The sequence below is a fragment of the Roseobacter sp. HKCCA2468 genome (genome assembly GCF_037805105.1).
In the GTDB taxonomy this organism is placed as follows: domain Bacteria; phylum Pseudomonadota; class Alphaproteobacteria; order Rhodobacterales; family Rhodobacteraceae; genus M30B80.
In genome coordinates, this window is the sequence record NZ_JBBLYN010000001.1 from 1,176,935 (window position 1) to 1,192,221 (window position 15,287).

The following is a 15,287-nucleotide window of genomic DNA, read 5'->3' on the forward strand; positions in this document are numbered from 1 at the left end:
ACCCGAGGTTCTAGCAGATCAAACCCGCAGGCCAAGGCCATTGCGCATATTGATCGCACCCAAAGGCGCAAAAGACGTTGCGAGATGAGGCGGGCTTCAATAGTTTCTTTGACAAGGCCAGAGGAAGCAGATGGGACATTTGCTAAATATGCGAAACAAAATGCGCCCCTTGGAAAGGACAGCACAGGCAGCTTTGCTTGGTCTTTTTTTTGGATTGGCGCCGCAGAGCGGGCTTGCCCAAGAGGGCGAAATCATCCGTGACGAACAGCAATATGACAATGGCGCAATCTATCGCGGGCAATTCCGCAACGGGCTGCAACATGGGACGGGCACCTATACTTTGCCCAACGGGTATGAATACACGGGTCAATGGGTTGACGGCCAAATTATGGGCGAAGGGCGCGCAACCTTTCCTGATGGGTCGGTCTATGAAGGCGCGTTTGTGGCGGGCAAACCCAATGGCCAAGGCACGATCACCTTTGTCGATGGATCAACCTATACAGGCACTTGGGCAGACGGCCTCATGTCAGGCGAAGGGCGCGCCTTTTATTCAAACGGACTGACCTATACGGGCAGCTTTGTCGCAGGCCTTCAAGAGGGACAGGGACGGCTGTCCAACACAGATGGTTATGTCTATGAAGGTGGGTGGCAATCGGGCCAGAAGCATGGCCAAGGAAGCCTCACTTTCCCAGATGGCTCAACATATGTGGGGGAATTTCTCAACGATATGCGCCACGGCGCAGGACGTTTGGAAACCTCAGATGGCATGGTGTTTGAGGGCGCATGGGAAAATGATCAAATCAATGGTCAAGGCAGCCTGACCCAACCCAATGGCGATATCTATGAGGGCGGTTTGGTCAATGGTGCGCGCCAAGGCCAAGCCGTGGTGCGCTATGCGAATGGCGATCTCTATGAGGGCGAATTTCTCAATGACCGCCGTCATGGCCAAGGTCGTTTCACAGGTCATCAGGGGCTTGTTTATGACGGCCAATGGGTCGAAGGGCGCATTGAGGGGCAAGGCGTGATGACCTACCCAGATGGCGTGGTCTATACTGGCGGATTTGAAAATGATTTGGCCCATGGGACGGGAACCATAACCTATCCTGACGGCACCAAATACGAGGGCGATTGGGTCGCAGGCGCGATGCAAGGCTTTGGCATTGCGGAATATGCCGATGGGTTGCGCTATGAGGGCCAGTTCCTCAATGGGCGCCAACACGGCCAAGGGGTCATGAGCTCAACCAACGGCTATCGCTACGAGGGCGGATGGAACGCAGGCCTGCGCGAGGGGGAAGGGATCACAACCTATCCTGATGGCAGCAGCTATCGTGGGCAATTCGTGGGCGGGGCGCGCGAAGGCGTGGGCCGTCTCGAAATGGCCGATGGGTTTACCTATGAGGGCGCTTGGCGCGCAGGTGAAATCACAGGCCAAGGCGTGGCGCGCTATCGCTCGGGCGATGTTTATGAGGGGACGTTTGAAAACGGAACCCGCCAAGGTCAAGGGCGACTGACCTACGCCACGGGCCAAGTGGTGGACGGGCTATGGGAAAACGGCCAATTCGTGGGCGCGGGGGCGGCGGATTTGCCACCTTCCCCCGAAACCCCTGATGTCAGCGAACCGCAATCGCAGTAAAATTAGGCTGCGATCAGCCCCATGCTTTCGAGTTTCAACAGCACCTGCTGCGCGCAGTAATCCACCTCCGTGCCTTCGGTATCGACCACCAATTCTGCGGCGGTTGGGGCCTCGTAAGGATCAGAAATCCCTGTGAATTCCTTAATTTTGCCCTCGCGCGCCAATTTATAGAGACCCTTGCGGTCACGGCGCTCGCATTCTTCAAGGCTGGTGGCCACATGCACCTCAACAAAAGCGCCAAAGCTTTCGACCATCTCACGCACCGAGCGGCGGGTCGCGGTATAGGGCGCGATGGGGGCGCAAATGGCGATCCCGCCATTCTTCGTGATCTCCGAAGCGACATAGCCAATGCGGCGAATATTGATATCGCGGTGTTCCTTGCTGAACCCCAATTCCGAGGAGAGATGCTTGCGCACCACATCCCCATCAAGCAGCGTCACAGGACGGCCGCCCATTTCCATCAGCTTGACCATCAGGGCATTCGCAATGGTCGATTTGCCTGAGCCTGAAAGCCCCGTGAAAAACACTGTAAAGCCCTGCTTGCTGCGCGGTGGAGAGGTGCGGCGCAATTCCTTAACCACCTCGGGGAAGGAGAACCATTCGGGAATTTCCAACCCCTCGCGCAGACGGCGGCGCAGTTCCGTGCCCGAAATATCCAGAACCGTATCGCCCTCTGGCACCTCATTGGCGGGGTAATATTGGGCCTTTTCTTGCACATAGACCATGTGCTTGAAATCCACCATCTCAAGGCCGATTTCATCTTGGTGCTGCTTGAACAGCTCTTGCGCGTCATAGGGGCCATAGAAATCTTCGCCGTTTGAATTCTTTCCTGGCCCCGCGTGATCGCGCCCCACGATGAAATGGGTGCAGCCATGATTGGCGCGGATCAAGCCGTGCCAAACCGCCTCGCGCGGGCCTGCCATCCGCATGGCAAGGTTCAGCAAGCTCATGGTTGTGGTTGCGGCAGGGTATTTATCAAGCACCGCCTCGTAGCAGCGCACACGGGTAAAGTGATCCACATCGCCGGGCTTGGTCATGCCAACCACAGGATGGATCAACAGGTTTGCCTGTGCCTCTTTGGCAGCGCGGAAGGTCAATTCCTGATGCGCGCGGTGCAGCGGGTTGCGGGTTTGGAAGGCAACAATCCGCTTCCACCCCAATTTGCGGAAATAGGCCCGCATCTCGTTGGGCGTATCACGGCGTGCGCGGAAATCGTAATGCACGGGCTGTTGGATGCCCGTGATCGCCCCGCCCAAATAAACGGGGCCTGCCACATGATGCAGATAGTTCACCGCAGGGTGAGCCAGATCATCTGCGCCAAACACCTTTTCTGCCTCGCGCGCCTTATTGGGCACCCATTTGTCAGAGATAGAGAGGATCGCAAGGATCACCCCCTCTTGATCGCGCAGCGCGATATCTTGGCCCGTCTCGACCTTGGCGGCGAAGTCCTCGGAAATATCAAGCGTGATCGGCATCGGCCAAAGCGTGCCATCGGCCAGACGCATGGTCTCAACCACGCTGTCATAATCCTCCTGCCCCAAAAACCCTTTGAGCGGGTTGAACCCGCCATTCATCAGCAATTCCAAATCGCAGATTTGGCGCGGGGTCAGATCCCATGAAACCAACTCCGCCGCCTCAAGCTTTAGCTTTTGCGCGGAGTCGTAAGAGACATAAAGTTCAGGGATCGGGGCGTGAAATTGGGCAGCCATCAAGTTTACTTTCCAACAAAGGTCAAAACATTAGGGGCCGCAAAAAACGACACGGCCCCGCATTCAGCGCCGCAATAGACCCTGAATGTGGCGAAATTCAAGCAGAGCTGTCCTTTGCGAAGAAAAAAGAAACAGCGTGATTGCCGATCCGCCGCAAACGAAATGGCGGTGCTGAAAAATCGGCAATCACGCAGCCCCTGTTCTTAGCCCTATTCGGCGGCTTTCACATCACCTGCCGCTTGTTCCGCCAACCACCGCTCGGCATCCAGAGCGGCCATACAGCCCATGCCCGCGCTTGTGACCGCTTGGCGATAGGTATGGTCGGTCAAATCCCCCGCCGCAAAAACGCCAGGGATCGAGGTGCGGGTCGTGCCAGGTTCAACCCAAACATAACCACCCGAATGCAGCTTAAGCTGATCCTTGATCAAATCGCTGGCAGGTGCATGGCCAATGGCCACGAAAAACCCTTTGCAAGGCACTTCGGTAATGGCGCCTGTCTCGACATGGCGCGCTTTGACCGCCTCAACACCACGGGGGGCATCTGTGCCGACCACCTCATCCACCTCGTGGTTCCAGATCACCTTGATTTTCGGATTTTTGAAAAGGCGATCTTGCATGATCTTTTCCGCACGCAGGCTATCGCGGCGGTGGATCAATGTGACCTTTGAGGCGAAATTGGTGAGAAACAGCGCCTCCTCAACGGCTGTATTGCCGCCACCGATAACCACCACCTCTTGCCCGCGATAGAAGAACCCATCACAGGTGGCACAAGCCGACACGCCAAAGCCCTTGAAATGCTCTTCAGAGGGCAAGCCCAACCACCGCGCCTGCGCGCCTGTCGCCAGAACCACCGCATCGGCCGTATATGTCGTGCCTGTATCGCCCGAAGCGCGGAAAGGGCGCTGCGACAAATCGAGATCAGAAATATGATCCGAGATGATCTCTGCCCCCATCTCGCGGGCGTGGTTCTCCATCCGCACCATGAGATCAGGCCCCATGACGGAGGCATCACCCGGCCAGTTTTCTACATCCGTTGTGATGGTCAACTGTCCGCCCGGTTGGATGCCTTGCACCAAAATCGGCTCGAGCATAGCACGGCTGGCGTAAACCGCCGCCGTATAGCCCGCAGGGCCAGAGCCAATAATCAAAAGACGGGTATGGCGGGTTGCACTCATGAGATGGATCCTTCATTAAACCTGTCACGCGCCGCCATCGCAGCATGGGCAATGACACCCGAACGACACAGCGCGGCACGTATCTTTATCCTGATATAACCACCGATCGCCCGCGATGAAAGCCCCGCCTAAGCCTTGCAAAGCGGCGCTCAATATTCCATATATTGCGCGGGTGCGAAATAAAATTGCGTATTTCTGGCATTATCGCTCAGGATCGCAAAGTCGCGAGCGAGAGGATAACAATAATGCCAACGACCAAACTCGATCCGATTGACCGCAAGATTCTTGCGGAACTGCAAAGTGACGGGCGGATGACCAATGTGGAATTGGCCAAACGCGTTGGGATTTCTGCACCCCCTTGCCTACGGCGCGTGCGCACTTTGGAGGAGTCGGGTTATATCCGCGGCTATCACGCAGATGTCGATGCGCGGATGCTTGGGTTCGAAGTTCAGGTTTTCGCCATGGTGGGCCTGCATAGTCAGGCCGAGGCTGATTTGGTCGCCTTCGAAAACCGCTGTGCCGAGTGGCCCCTTGTGCGCGAATGTCATATGTTAAACGGCGAGATTGATTTCATCTTGAAATGCGTGGCGCCTGACCTGTCCACTTTTCAAAGCTTCCTCACCGAACACCTAACCGCCGCCCCGAATGTTGCAAGCGTGCGCACATCGCTTGTCATTCGTGGGGCTAAGGATCAACCAGGCGTGCCCTTCGAAGTTCTCGAAGACCGACTGGCCAAGATGGATTAAGGCGAAGCGGCTTATCCTGCCCGTTTCAAGCCAATCTCTGCACGATCCGTCATCGCTGGTCGCTGCACTTCGGTTTCATCGCGCATCCAAGGCATGCGTGGCGCTTCGTGCTCGGTCATCACGATCACCGACTCCATCCAACGTGTTTTCATCTCAGACCCTCCAAAAAGATTCGCGCAACATTGCGCTTCGATGGGTCCAAAGTCGCGTCCAAATCTGTCAAAGATTGGACGAAATCCCGTCAGCTTGGGGAAAGAAAAAGGTGATTGCGCGGCAAAGCCTAAAGGCGAATAGCCGAAATCAGGCGCCCGTAATCCGCCTCGCCCCGATGTGTGGCGCGGCGGTAGGAGAAGAACAGTTCTTCGTCACGATAGGTGCAATGCCCACACCATTCTGCCTGGCCGATGCCCGCGTTGCGCAGGCGCGTTAATCCGTAGCTTGGTAAATCAAAGAGATATTTATCAGGTGCCGCCCCGTTGATAAAAAACCGCGCAGACTGCGGATCATCATCTACGAATTCCTCAAAGAATTCTTGCCCGACCTCATAATTGGCTTGGCTGATCGTAGGGCCAATCACCGCGTTGATTTTTTCGCGCACCGCCCCTTGTGCAACCATCATGTCAATCGTAGCCTCAAGAACCCCTGCCCGCGCGCCCTTCCAACCCGCATGGGCAGCGCCAATCACGCCTGCCTCCGCTTCATGAAACAGGACGGGCTGACAATCAGCCGTGAGAATCGCAATGGCCAAATCCTTGCTGCAGGAAACCAGACCATCTGCCTCAGGGGTGCCGCCGCCAATCGGGCCTTCAACCAAGACAACATCCGCGGAATGCGTTTGATACACCGTCACAAGGCAATCTTCCGCCACCCCCATCTCACGCGCCACGCGCGCGCGGTTGATTTCGACCAAATCCGATTGATCAGATGATCCCGCACCACAATTCAGACTGCTAAAAATGCCGCTAGATGCACCACCCTTGCGTGTAAAAAAACCATGCTTTGCTGCCCCCAAAAGCGGGGATGTGATCGGGTCAATTGGAACGAAATGCGCAGCCATCTCACATATCCCTTATTTCAAGATCATCCAAACCTGGCAGGGCGGGCGCAGACTGTTGTGTAAGACCCAGCACTTTGAATAGCTGTCCCATTTCTTCGGGGTGGGTCAACCTACGATGCGCGGCAATATGCGATTGAAGCGCGTCACCGTGCAATTTTTGCGCAAGCGCCTGCGCCCGTGCGGTGATCCCAAGACGCTCAAGAAACAGACCTTGCGTCTGTAGCGGTGCCGCGCGGGCGGGTGCGGCACTGGCCGCCAAAGGCTGAAACGCCACATGGGCGGTCAGATCGGATGTGCCAATATCCACCAATGGATCAGCGTATCTGTGATCTTTGACGGCTTGAAAGGTGTCGCCTGCGCTGATCCAATCCCCGTAATCAATCAAAAGCGCCGCGCCGCCCTGCGCATCAATGCGCCGCCCGATATCTGATGCAATCGCCTCGGCCGCAGCATTAACCTCGACAATCGCACCCTCTGGCATGTCACCAAAACGGGCCGTTATCCAATCGGGCGCAATGACAGGGCCAAGCCCCCACATGAGCGCGCCCTGATCTGCACCGATTTGGCGTTCATGCCATCCGTCACGCCCTTTTTGAAATTGCCGAATGGGCAAGGCATCAAAAAATTCATTCGCCACCAAATAAAGCGGCCCGTCAGGTAGGGTGGCAATAGTGTCGTGAAATTGCGGTTGATACTGTCCCAAAGCCTCTGCTTGGGCTGCGCGCATCAAGGGCGAGGCTTCGACCATGTGCAATCTGATCGTTTGGGTGAATTCGGGCAGCAGTTTCGCGGCGCGCAAAATATCGACCATCAAGGTTCCGCGCCCGCCGCCAAGCTCGACCAAATTTACATCGGATGGTCTGCCTTGGTCAGACCAAACCTGCACCAACCACAACCCAATCATCTCACCAAAGATTTGCGAGACTTCGGGTGCCGTCACAAAATCCCCGCCCCGACCGATGGCGGGTTGCTTCATATAATACCCAAATTCAGGGTGAAGTAGCGCCTCGGTCATAAACTCGGCCACAGAAAGCGGGCCTGACTGCGCGATACGGCGCAACAGCCGATCCTGCGCGCGCCCTGCCCCCATTAGGCACCTGCCTTGCGCCGCGCGACCTGCCGCGCGACCAAGATCACAGCTAGCCCCACAATGACCATGGGCAATGACAAGATCTGCCCCATGCTCAGACCAATATCATCAGACAGCCACAGCGCATAACCGCGCGGATGGTTCACGAAGAACTGCGCATCAGGTTGGCGGAAATATTCGACAATAAACCGCCCCACCCCATAGCCTGCAAGAAACAGACCCGCCACTTGCCCTGGCACCCGCAACGCCCCTTGGCGATGGATCACATAAAGGATCACAAGCCCCAAGATGAGGCCCTCAAGCAGCGCTTCGTAAAGCTGTGACGGGTGGCGCGCACAAACTTGCATGCCTGCATCCATCACAATCCCCACAGGGCCCGAACAGTCCTGTGCCGCGGCCCCGGGAAAGACCACGCCCCAAGGCGCATCGGTCGGTCGCCCCCATAGCTCGGCATTAATGAAATTGGCGCTGCGCCCCAGAAAGAGCGCAGGCGGGGTGGCCAAGGCTAACAGGTCGGCAAGGCTTGCTATGCTGACCTTGTGGACACGGCAAAACAAAAGCCCCGCGATGACAACACCCAAAAAGCCACCATGAAAAGACATCCCCCCCTGCCAAACCTGGAGAATCTCAGCAGGGTTTTGCAGGTAATAGCTTGGCTGATAGAACAGCACATATCCAAGCCGCCCCCCAAGGATCACGCCCAAGACCATCCATGTCAAAAGCGGTTCTACACCTTCGGGGGACATCGGGGCGGTGGCATGTTTCCACAGCGTGGATTTGCGCAAATGCCATCCGATCATCCATGCAGCGATGAGAAACCCAGCGATATAGGCCAGCGCATACCACCGCAGGGCAAAGTAAAACCCACCAAAATCAATTGAGAAGAGCGCAGGCGAGATATCTGGAAACGGTATCGCGTAAAACATAGCGGCCCTTTTAGATGCGCGTGGGAACCCTTGTTGGATAGACCCCCATGCGGCGATGTCAACCTTGAAGCGGCGCGCCATTTACCCCATATCAAGGTCAAACGTATGAACGCGCCCCGCCGCGAGACAAGAGGACAGCCTATGCAAACCCGCAATAAGATGATGGATGACATCAGCCAATTGATGACCAACGCCATGGGTGTGGCCCAAGGCGCACGCGAGGAAGCGGAAAATGCGATGAAATCACTGATGGATCGCTGGCTTGCGGATCGCGACTTTGTCACCCGCGAGGAATTTGATGCCGTGCGCGCAATGGCCCAAAAGGCGCGCGAAGAAAATGAGGCGCTGTCTGCGCGGCTAGAGGCATTGGAAAAGAAAAAGAAATAAGCGCGATCACAGCGCTGTTACACAAGGGCGGGTTTGGCCAGACCAAACCCGCCCTATCTTTATGCACAGCCCCCAATTTCTTGTGGACAGGATTAGGAAAACCGCAATTTCTGGGTGCGTCATCAAAATATTGCTTTACAGGTGAAGAAAGTAACCGCACCATATTTGGTATGGGGCCGCGCAAATCAGCCGACCCTTAGTGGAGACACCCAGCCTTAGTGGGCAAATTGGGATTGAACCCAACGCCCGCGACAGGCTGCCAAGAATGAGGCCTAGGGCAATGTCACTTTCCGAGCAGTATATGGATGTCGAAGACCTCCATCCCATCGATATCGTTGAAACCCTTGCCACACGGCATGAATGGGATTTCGACCGTGTTGCCGATGATCAAATCGCAATGGCCCTCGAGGGGCAGTGGCGCACCTATTCGGTGACGCTGGCATGGTCGAGCTATGACGAAACGCTGCGGATGATCTGCACCTTCGACATGGATCCACCCGCCGAATCTATGGGCAAGCTTTACGAGACATTGAACCTTGCCAATGACAAATGCTGGGCGGGCGCGTTCAGTTTCTGGGCCGAGCAAAAGATGATGGTCTATCGCTACGGCTTGGTTCTCGCAGGGGATCAACTGGCAAGCCCCGAGCAGATTGCCTGCATGGTTGAAACCGCGATTTTGGCAAGCGAACGCTATTACCCCGCCTTCCAATTGGCCTGTTGGGGAAGCCAATCACCAAGCGAAGCAATCCAAGTGGCCATTGCCGAAGGGTTCGGTCGCGCCTAACCTGTTGCAAACCGCAACAGGGGATGAGTGATGACGTATGACGATATTGCCGCGCGCGGCATGGTGATTTTCGGCTGTGGAAAAATGGGCTCTGCCATGTTGGCAGGGTGGCTTGCACGAGGAATACCACCTGCCTGCGTGACCGTAATTGACCCGCACCCCTCTGATTGGCTCAAGGCTGCGGGGGTAAATCTTAACACGCCCCTACCTACAAATGCCGCTGTGGCCATTATCGCGGTAAAACCGCAGATGATGGGCGAAGCTTTACCCAATCTTGCGGCGCATATGGGCCGTGAGACATTGGTGATCTCTGTGGCGGCAGGCACACCAATCGCCAGATTTGAAGCCGAATTTGGCTCATCCACAAAAATTATCCGCGCTATGCCCAACACCCCCGCCGCAATCGGGCGAGGGATCACCGCGCTTATTGGCAACGGGCAATGCAGCCAAGCCGATCTTGAGCTTGGCGAAACCCTGTTATCTGCGGTCGGTCAGGTGGTGCGTCTTGAAACGGAAGATCAGATTGACGCTGTGACAGGCGTCTCGGGCTCTGGCCCTGCCTATGTCTTCTATATGATTGACTGTCTCGCTGCTGCCGCGCGCGCCGAAGGCCTGCCTGACGCGATGGCGATGGAATTGGCCAAGGCCACAGTCGCGGGCGCAGGGGCCTTGGCCCGAGAGGCCAGCGAAAGCCCAGAACAATTGCGCATCAACGTGACATCGCCCAATGGCACCACGCAGGCGGGACTAGAGGTTTTGATGGATGAGGCAAGCGGCCTCGCCCCCCTCATCCGCGAAACAGTCAAGGCTGCGGCGGCGCGATCCCGCGCGCTGAAAGGATAAGGGCGATGGAAACCGATTTTGAAACATTCCTGAAGGTCGACATTCGCGTGGGGCGCGTCACCCGCGCCGAGCCCTTTCCCGAGGCCCGCAAACCTGCAATCAAGTTATGGGTGGATTATGGGCCAGAGATTGGGGTCAAAAAAAGCTCGGCCCAAATCACCGCACATTATGCGCCCGAGGCATTGGTGGGCAAGCTTGTTATGGGGGTGGTGAATTTCCCACCCCGCCAGATCGGCCCCTTCATGTCCGAGGCGCTTGTGCTTGGATTTCATGATGCGGGCGGGGATGTGGTTTTGGCCGTGCCCGACAAGGATGCGCCCCTTGGCGCGCGACTATGTTGACGGGCTATCGCCGACCGCTTCGCGCCAGTGACGGCGGCACAAGCTGACATAGGTTTCATTGCCGCCGATTTGCACCTGCTCCCCCGATTTGGCAACGCTGCCATCAGGGGATTTTCGCACCACCATCGTGGCTTTGCGCCCGCAATGGCAAATCGTTCTGATCTCACGCAGATCATCCGCCAAGGCCAAAAGCGCGGCGGAGCCTTCGAATAATTCACCGCGGAAATCAACGCGAAGGCCGTAGGTCATCACGGGCAGCCCCAAATCATCAGCAACACGCGCCAATTCCCAGACCTGTACCTTAGTGAGGAACTGCGCTTCATCCAGAAAGACGCAATCAATCGGCTGCGCTTTGTGCGCTGCCTCGATAAGCGCGAACAAGTCTGTATCAGGGGCAAAGGTTAGAGCCTCTTTCGACAGCCCAATGCGGCTTGCAATGCGGCCTTGGCCTGCGCGCGTATCGTGATGCGCCGTCAGCAGAAATGGGGTCTGGCCGCGTTCGCTATAATTATGGGCCGCTTGCAGAAGCAGGGTCGACTTGCCCGCATTCATAGTCGAAAAATTGAAATATAGCTTGGCCATGGCGCGCCCTATTGTTCCTTTGTCGCCATATGCCAATAGATGCGCCCACCTTGCAAGCGCGCCCTCTCACGCGAAGTTCAAAACCCGTGATCTAAAAACAGGCTATACCCAAGCCAAGTTTTGGCAACAGGAGCACCCACCATGATCACCCGCCGCGCAGTCATAAAGTCAGGCTTAGCACTGCCGCTCGTCACACAGCCTCTGCTTGCTCAGGCCGTCTTCCAACGTGATGGCGTGGCTTTGCGGGGATATGATCCTGTGGCCTATTTCATCAATGGCGCCGCCACCAAAGGTGAGGCAGACTTCGCCGCGCACTGGGACAACGCCACATGGCATTTTGCATCAGCAGCCAACCGCGCGCAATTCTTGAACAGGCCCGAAGCCTTGGCCCCGCAATATGGGGGCTATTGCGCTTGGGCCATATCGCAAGGCTACACGGCCCCGATTGACCCTGAAGCATGGCGCATCGTTGACGGGAAATTATACCTCAACGCCAACCGGCGCATTCAACGCCGCTGGGAACAGGATGTCGCGGGGCATATTGCCCGCGCAGACGCCAATTGGCCAAACCTCCGCGCGGGGCTGTAACTGGGGCTTTACCCCTGCAGCGAACGCACCGCCAATTCACCCTCACGTGCGGCTTTCATGGCCAAGGCTGCCGCATGGCTGCCTGCAAGCGTGGTGTAATAGGGGATCTTATCATAGAGCGCGACTGTGCGCATCGAGCGGCTGTCTTCCACCGCTTGCGCGCCTTCGGTCGTGTTCAAGACCAGATCAACCATCCCGTCCTTCATCATATCAACAATCGTGCGCCCACCTTCATAGGCCTTGTTGACCACGTCAGATGAAATCCCGTGATCGGCCAAGAATTTCGCCGTGCCCGAGGTGGCCAAAATCTTGAGGCCCAAATCGGTCAAGGTTTGCGCAGTCTCCACCAAGAGCGGCGATTTATCCGCATCTTTGATCGACAAGAACACTGTGCCTGCCGTTGGCAAAACAGTTCCCGCGCCAAGCTGCGCCTTGAGGAAGGCCCGCGCAAAGCTGCGATCCCATCCCATCACCTCGCCCGTTGACCGCATTTCTGGCCCAAGCAGCGTATCCACGCCAGGGAAACGGGCAAAGGGCAGCACCGCTTCCTTGACCGAGAACCACGGCGTGCGGAAATCTGACAGGCTCATCGGATCGCCCATCGGGATAGACGCCTTATCATCCACAGGTTGATGAGGCGCGGCCTTGGGGAAAACCGAAAGTTTCTCTCCCGCCATCAAGCGCGCTGCGATAGAGGCAATTGCGCTATCCGTGGCCTTGGCCACAAAGGGCACAGTGCGCGAAGCGCGTGGATTGACCTCAATCAGATAGATATCATCGCCTTTGACCGCAAATTGAACATTCATCAAACCAACCACATTGAGCGCGCGCGCCAATGCCTCGGTCTGGCGGGTGATCTCTGCGATAATCGCATCGCTGAGCGTATGAGGGGGCAAGGAACAGGCACTGTCGCCCGAATGCACGCCCGCCTCCTCAATATGCTGCATAATGCCCGCGACATGAACCGCGTCACCATCGCACAGCGCATCCACATCAACCTCGGTCGCGCCATCAAGATAGCTGTCAAGAAGCACAGGGCTGTCGCCAGACACCACCACAGCCTCTGCGATATAGCGGTTAAGCTGTGCCGTATCGCGCACGATCTCCATTGCGCGACCACCCAGAACGTAGGAGGGGCGGATCACCAAAGGATACCCCAAGGCCTCAGCCGCGGCTTTTGCTTCCTCGTCAGAATGGGCAATCGCATTTTCGGGCTGCTTAAGCTCAAGCTTTTGAACAAGCTGCTGGAACCGCTCGCGATCCTCCGCCAAATCAATCGCATCGGGCGATGTGCCAAGGATTGGGACACCCGCCTCATGCAGCGCGTTAGCCAATTTCAGCGGGGTCTGACCGCCAAATTGCACGACAACCCCATGCAATGTGCCTGCGTCCTGCTCCACGCGCAGAATTTCCATCACATGCTCGTAGGTGAGAGGCTCGAAATACAGGCGGTCGGATGTATCATAATCTGTTGAAACCGTCTCTGGGTTGCAGTTGATCATGATGGTTTCATAGCCTTGCGCGGTCAGCGCAAAACACGCGTGGCAGCAGCAATAATCAAATTCGATCCCCTGCCCAATGCGGTTTGGCCCGCCGCCCAAAATCACAACTTTTTTCGCATCCGAAGGACGCGCTTCGCATTCCACATCGCCCATCGCAGGGGCCTCATAGGTGGAATACATATAGGGGGTCTGCGCCTCAAACTCGGCCGCGCAGGTGTCGATCCGCTTAAATGCAGCAACAATCCCTGCACTGGTGCGATCAGCCCGCACAGAGGCCTCGCTGCGGCCCGTCAGTGTCGCCAAACGCGCATCGGTGAAGCCCATCATCTTGATCTTGCGCAAGGCATCCGCCTCGCGCGGCAGGCCATTGGTGCGAATATCTTCCTCGACATCCACGATCTCGCGAATGCGGGACAAGAACCATGGATCAAATTTGGTGACATGACCAATCTCATCATTGGTCAGACCATGGCGCATGGCTTGGGCGATCACACGCAGACGATCAGGCGTCTGCAGGCTGAGCGCCTTCGTGATGGCGGCCTTATCTGGCGCGCCCGCAATCTCGATCTCGTCAAAGCCAGACAGACCCGTCTCAAGACTGGCCAATGCTTTTTGCAAACTTTCGTGGAAGCTGCGGCCAATGGCCATTGCCTCGCCCACGGATTTCATCGCCGTGGTCAATTCAGGCTTAGAGCCGGGGAATTTCTCAAAAGCAAAGCGTGGAATCTTGGTGACAACATAATCGATGCTTGGCTCAAAGCTGGCAGGGGTGACACGGGTGATGTCATTGTCCAACTCATCCAATGTGTAACCTACAGCCAATTTCGCCGCGATTTTCGCAATCGGGAACCCCGTGGCCTTAGAGGCAAGCGCCGATGAACGCGACACGCGCGGGTTCATCTCGATCACCACCATCCGCCCATCGGCAGGGTTAATCGCCCACTGCACGTTGGAGCCGCCCGTCTCAACGCCAATTTCGCGCAACACAGCAATCGAGCCGTTGCGCATGATCTGGTATTCTTTATCGGTCAGGGTCAGCGCGGGCGCGACTGTGATACTGTCGCCCGTATGCACACCCATCGGATCTACGTTTTCGATGGAACAGACGATGATCGCGTTATCCGCTTTGTCGCGGACAACCTCCATCTCGTATTCTTTCCAACCAAGCAGCGATTCATCGACCAAAATCTGCGCCACGGGCGAGGCCTCAAGCCCAGAGCGGCAGTAATACTCATATTCTTCGCGGTTATACGCCACACCGCCGCCTGTGCCGCCCAAGGTAAAGGCGGGGCGAATGATGGCGGGCAGACCGATGTCTTCCAAGGCCTCCATCGCATCGCGCAGACCTGCGGCGATGTCGAATTTGCCGTTCTCTTTTTTCGGCGCTGCAACGATCGTGGCGCGCGGGTTTTCAAGGCCAATACGTTCCATCGCCTCGCGGAACAGCTTGCGGTCTTCGGCCATTTCGATTGCCGGGCGCTTTGCCCCAATCATCTCGACCCCGAATTTCTCCAACACACCCGCTTCTTCAAGTGAGAGAGCGGTGTTCAGACCCGTCTGGCCGCCCATGGTGGGCAACAGCGCATCGGGGCGCTCTTTCTCGATGATCTTTGCGACAACATCGGGGGTGATCGGCTCGATATAAGTGGCATCGGCCAATTCTGGATCGGTCATAATGGTCGCGGGGTTAGAATTGACCAGAATAACGCGATACCCCTCTTCGCGTAGGGCCTTACAGGCTTGTGCGCCCGAATAGTCAAATTCGCAGGCTTGCCCAATGACGATTGGCCCCGCGCCGATGATCATGATGGAGCGGATATCGGTTCTTTTGGGCATCGGAAAACCTCGGTATTGGCTGCGGGCCTACAAGCGGCGAAACATCATGGTGCGACCGCGCACGCAAGGGCGCGCTTCGAGAGCGGTG

Annotated in this window: 15 protein-coding genes; 7 read left to right on the top strand and 8 right to left on the bottom strand. The window is 56.7% G+C overall.

What is annotated here, in order from left to right:
* Window positions 1–148 precede the first annotated feature (148 nt).
* On the top strand, window positions 149–1,633 hold the full coding sequence (locus AAC620_RS05885; RefSeq protein ID WP_340243367.1) for a 2-isopropylmalate synthase: 1,485 nt from the start codon (window positions 149–151) through the stop codon (window positions 1,631–1,633).
* 2 nt (window positions 1,634–1,635) lie between these two features.
* On the opposite strand, the gene AAC620_RS05890 is transcribed toward AAC620_RS05885, so the two are convergent.
* Together AAC620_RS05890 and trxB are read right to left on the bottom strand one after the other, a co-directional pair.
* Window positions 1,636–3,342 carry a bifunctional sulfate adenylyltransferase/adenylylsulfate kinase gene (locus AAC620_RS05890; RefSeq protein WP_317656252.1) on the bottom strand — a complete coding sequence of 569 codons (1,707 nt, stop codon included), beginning with the start codon at window positions 3,340–3,342 and terminating at the stop codon, window positions 1,636–1,638.
* Window positions 3,343–3,551: 209 nt separating this feature from the next.
* Entirely contained in the window at window positions 3,552–4,517 is a 966-nt protein-coding gene (gene trxB / locus AAC620_RS05895; protein WP_340243369.1) for a thioredoxin-disulfide reductase, read from the bottom strand.
* A gap of 245 nt (window positions 4,518–4,762) precedes the next feature.
* Between trxB and AAC620_RS05900 the strand changes: the two genes are divergently transcribed.
* Entirely contained in the window at window positions 4,763–5,263 is a 501-nt protein-coding gene (locus AAC620_RS05900) for an Lrp/AsnC family transcriptional regulator (RefSeq protein ID WP_340243371.1), read from the top strand.
* 11 nt (window positions 5,264–5,274) lie between these two features.
* Here the strand turns inward: AAC620_RS05900 and AAC620_RS05905 are convergent, their stop codons facing one another.
* The 4 genes from AAC620_RS05905 to lgt all read right to left on the bottom strand — a co-directional run bounded on the left by AAC620_RS05905 (window position 5,275) and on the right by lgt (window position 8,336).
* Window positions 5,275–5,415, bottom strand: coding sequence for a hypothetical protein (locus tag AAC620_RS05905; RefSeq protein ID WP_340243372.1), 141 nt, complete (start codon window positions 5,413–5,415; stop codon window positions 5,275–5,277).
* Between the two features lie 128 nt (window positions 5,416–5,543).
* Window positions 5,544–6,320: a peptidoglycan editing factor PgeF gene (gene pgeF, locus AAC620_RS05910; RefSeq protein WP_340243373.1), complete on the bottom strand. Its 777-nt coding sequence runs from the start codon at window positions 6,318–6,320 to the stop codon at window positions 5,544–5,546.
* 1 nt (window position 6,321) lies between these two features.
* Window positions 6,322–7,410 carry a class I SAM-dependent methyltransferase gene (locus AAC620_RS05915; RefSeq protein ID WP_340243374.1) on the bottom strand — a complete coding sequence of 363 codons (1,089 nt, stop codon included), beginning with the start codon at window positions 7,408–7,410 and terminating at the stop codon, window positions 6,322–6,324.
* Window positions 7,410–8,336 (bottom strand): prolipoprotein diacylglyceryl transferase, encoded by a 927-nt coding sequence (lgt, locus tag AAC620_RS05920; RefSeq protein WP_340243376.1) that lies wholly within the window; start codon window positions 8,334–8,336, stop codon window positions 7,410–7,412. The genes AAC620_RS05915 and lgt overlap by 1 nt, the downstream gene beginning before the upstream one ends.
* Before the next feature lie 141 nt (window positions 8,337–8,477).
* Here lgt and AAC620_RS05925 point away from each other — a divergent pair, with 141 nt between their 5' ends.
* The 4 genes from AAC620_RS05925 (at window position 8,478) to AAC620_RS05940 (ending at window position 10,691) form a co-directional block, all read left to right on the top strand.
* Window positions 8,478–8,723 (top strand): accessory factor UbiK family protein, encoded by a 246-nt coding sequence (locus tag AAC620_RS05925; protein ID WP_317656693.1) that lies wholly within the window; start codon window positions 8,478–8,480, stop codon window positions 8,721–8,723.
* A gap of 280 nt (window positions 8,724–9,003) precedes the next feature.
* Entirely contained in the window at window positions 9,004–9,507 is a 504-nt protein-coding gene (locus AAC620_RS05930; RefSeq protein WP_317656260.1) for a type III secretion system chaperone family protein, read from the top strand.
* A gap of 30 nt (window positions 9,508–9,537) precedes the next feature.
* The gene (gene proC, locus AAC620_RS05935; protein WP_340243380.1) at window positions 9,538–10,350 is read left to right on the top strand and encodes a pyrroline-5-carboxylate reductase; all 813 of its coding nucleotides are present in this window, start codon (window positions 9,538–9,540) and stop codon (window positions 10,348–10,350) included.
* 5 nt (window positions 10,351–10,355) lie between these two features.
* Window positions 10,356–10,691, top strand: a complete 336-nt coding sequence (locus tag AAC620_RS05940) for a tRNA-binding protein (RefSeq protein WP_340243381.1) — start codon at window positions 10,356–10,358, stop codon at window positions 10,689–10,691.
* On the opposite strand, the gene AAC620_RS05945 is transcribed toward AAC620_RS05940, so the two are convergent.
* Window positions 10,683–11,273: a thymidine kinase gene (locus tag AAC620_RS05945; protein WP_340243383.1), complete on the bottom strand. Its 591-nt coding sequence runs from the start codon at window positions 11,271–11,273 to the stop codon at window positions 10,683–10,685. The two genes, AAC620_RS05940 and AAC620_RS05945, sit on opposite strands and share 9 nt — an antisense overlap.
* Window positions 11,274–11,414: 141 nt before the next feature.
* Between AAC620_RS05945 and AAC620_RS05950 the strand changes: the two genes are divergently transcribed.
* Window positions 11,415–11,861, top strand: a complete 447-nt coding sequence (locus AAC620_RS05950; RefSeq protein WP_340243384.1) for a YHS domain-containing (seleno)protein — start codon at window positions 11,415–11,417, stop codon at window positions 11,859–11,861.
* An 8-nt stretch (window positions 11,862–11,869) separates the two neighbouring features.
* On the opposite strand, the gene carB is transcribed toward AAC620_RS05950, so the two are convergent.
* The gene (carB, locus tag AAC620_RS05955; RefSeq protein ID WP_340243385.1) at window positions 11,870–15,199 is read right to left on the bottom strand and encodes a carbamoyl-phosphate synthase large subunit; all 3,330 of its coding nucleotides are present in this window, start codon (window positions 15,197–15,199) and stop codon (window positions 11,870–11,872) included.
* Window positions 15,200–15,287: the final 88 nt, after the last annotated feature.

What these genes read in the sequence shown, in the direction of transcription:
- lgt (WP_340243376.1), bottom strand. Translation starts at nt 8,336, where the DNA reads ATGTTTTACGCGATACCGTTTCCAGATATCTCGCCTGCGCTCTTCTCA.
- AAC620_RS05900 (WP_340243371.1), top strand. Translation starts at nt 4,763, where the DNA reads ATGCCAACGACCAAACTCGATCCGATTGACCGCAAGATTCTTGCGGAA.
- AAC620_RS05940 (WP_340243381.1), top strand. Translation starts at nt 10,356, where the DNA reads ATGGAAACCGATTTTGAAACATTCCTGAAGGTCGACATTCGCGTGGGG.
- trxB (WP_340243369.1), bottom strand. Translation starts at nt 4,517, where the DNA reads ATGAGTGCAACCCGCCATACCCGTCTTTTGATTATTGGCTCTGGCCCT.
- AAC620_RS05945 (WP_340243383.1), bottom strand. Translation starts at nt 11,273, where the DNA reads ATGGCCAAGCTATATTTCAATTTTTCGACTATGAATGCGGGCAAGTCG.
- AAC620_RS05930 (WP_317656260.1), top strand. Translation starts at nt 9,004, where the DNA reads ATGTCACTTTCCGAGCAGTATATGGATGTCGAAGACCTCCATCCCATC.
- AAC620_RS05905 (WP_340243372.1), bottom strand. Translation starts at nt 5,415, where the DNA reads ATGAAAACACGTTGGATGGAGTCGGTGATCGTGATGACCGAGCACGAA.
- AAC620_RS05890 (WP_317656252.1), bottom strand. Translation starts at nt 3,342, where the DNA reads ATGGCTGCCCAATTTCACGCCCCGATCCCTGAACTTTATGTCTCTTAC.
- AAC620_RS05950 (WP_340243384.1), top strand. Translation starts at nt 11,415, where the DNA reads ATGATCACCCGCCGCGCAGTCATAAAGTCAGGCTTAGCACTGCCGCTC.
- carB (WP_340243385.1), bottom strand. Translation starts at nt 15,199, where the DNA reads ATGCCCAAAAGAACCGATATCCGCTCCATCATGATCATCGGCGCGGGG.
- pgeF (WP_340243373.1), bottom strand. Translation starts at nt 6,320, where the DNA reads ATGGCTGCGCATTTCGTTCCAATTGACCCGATCACATCCCCGCTTTTG.
- proC (WP_340243380.1), top strand. Translation starts at nt 9,538, where the DNA reads ATGACGTATGACGATATTGCCGCGCGCGGCATGGTGATTTTCGGCTGT.
- AAC620_RS05925 (WP_317656693.1), top strand. Translation starts at nt 8,478, where the DNA reads ATGCAAACCCGCAATAAGATGATGGATGACATCAGCCAATTGATGACC.
- AAC620_RS05885 (WP_340243367.1), top strand. Translation starts at nt 149, where the DNA reads ATGCGAAACAAAATGCGCCCCTTGGAAAGGACAGCACAGGCAGCTTTG.
- AAC620_RS05915 (WP_340243374.1), bottom strand. Translation starts at nt 7,410, where the DNA reads ATGGGGGCAGGGCGCGCGCAGGATCGGCTGTTGCGCCGTATCGCGCAG.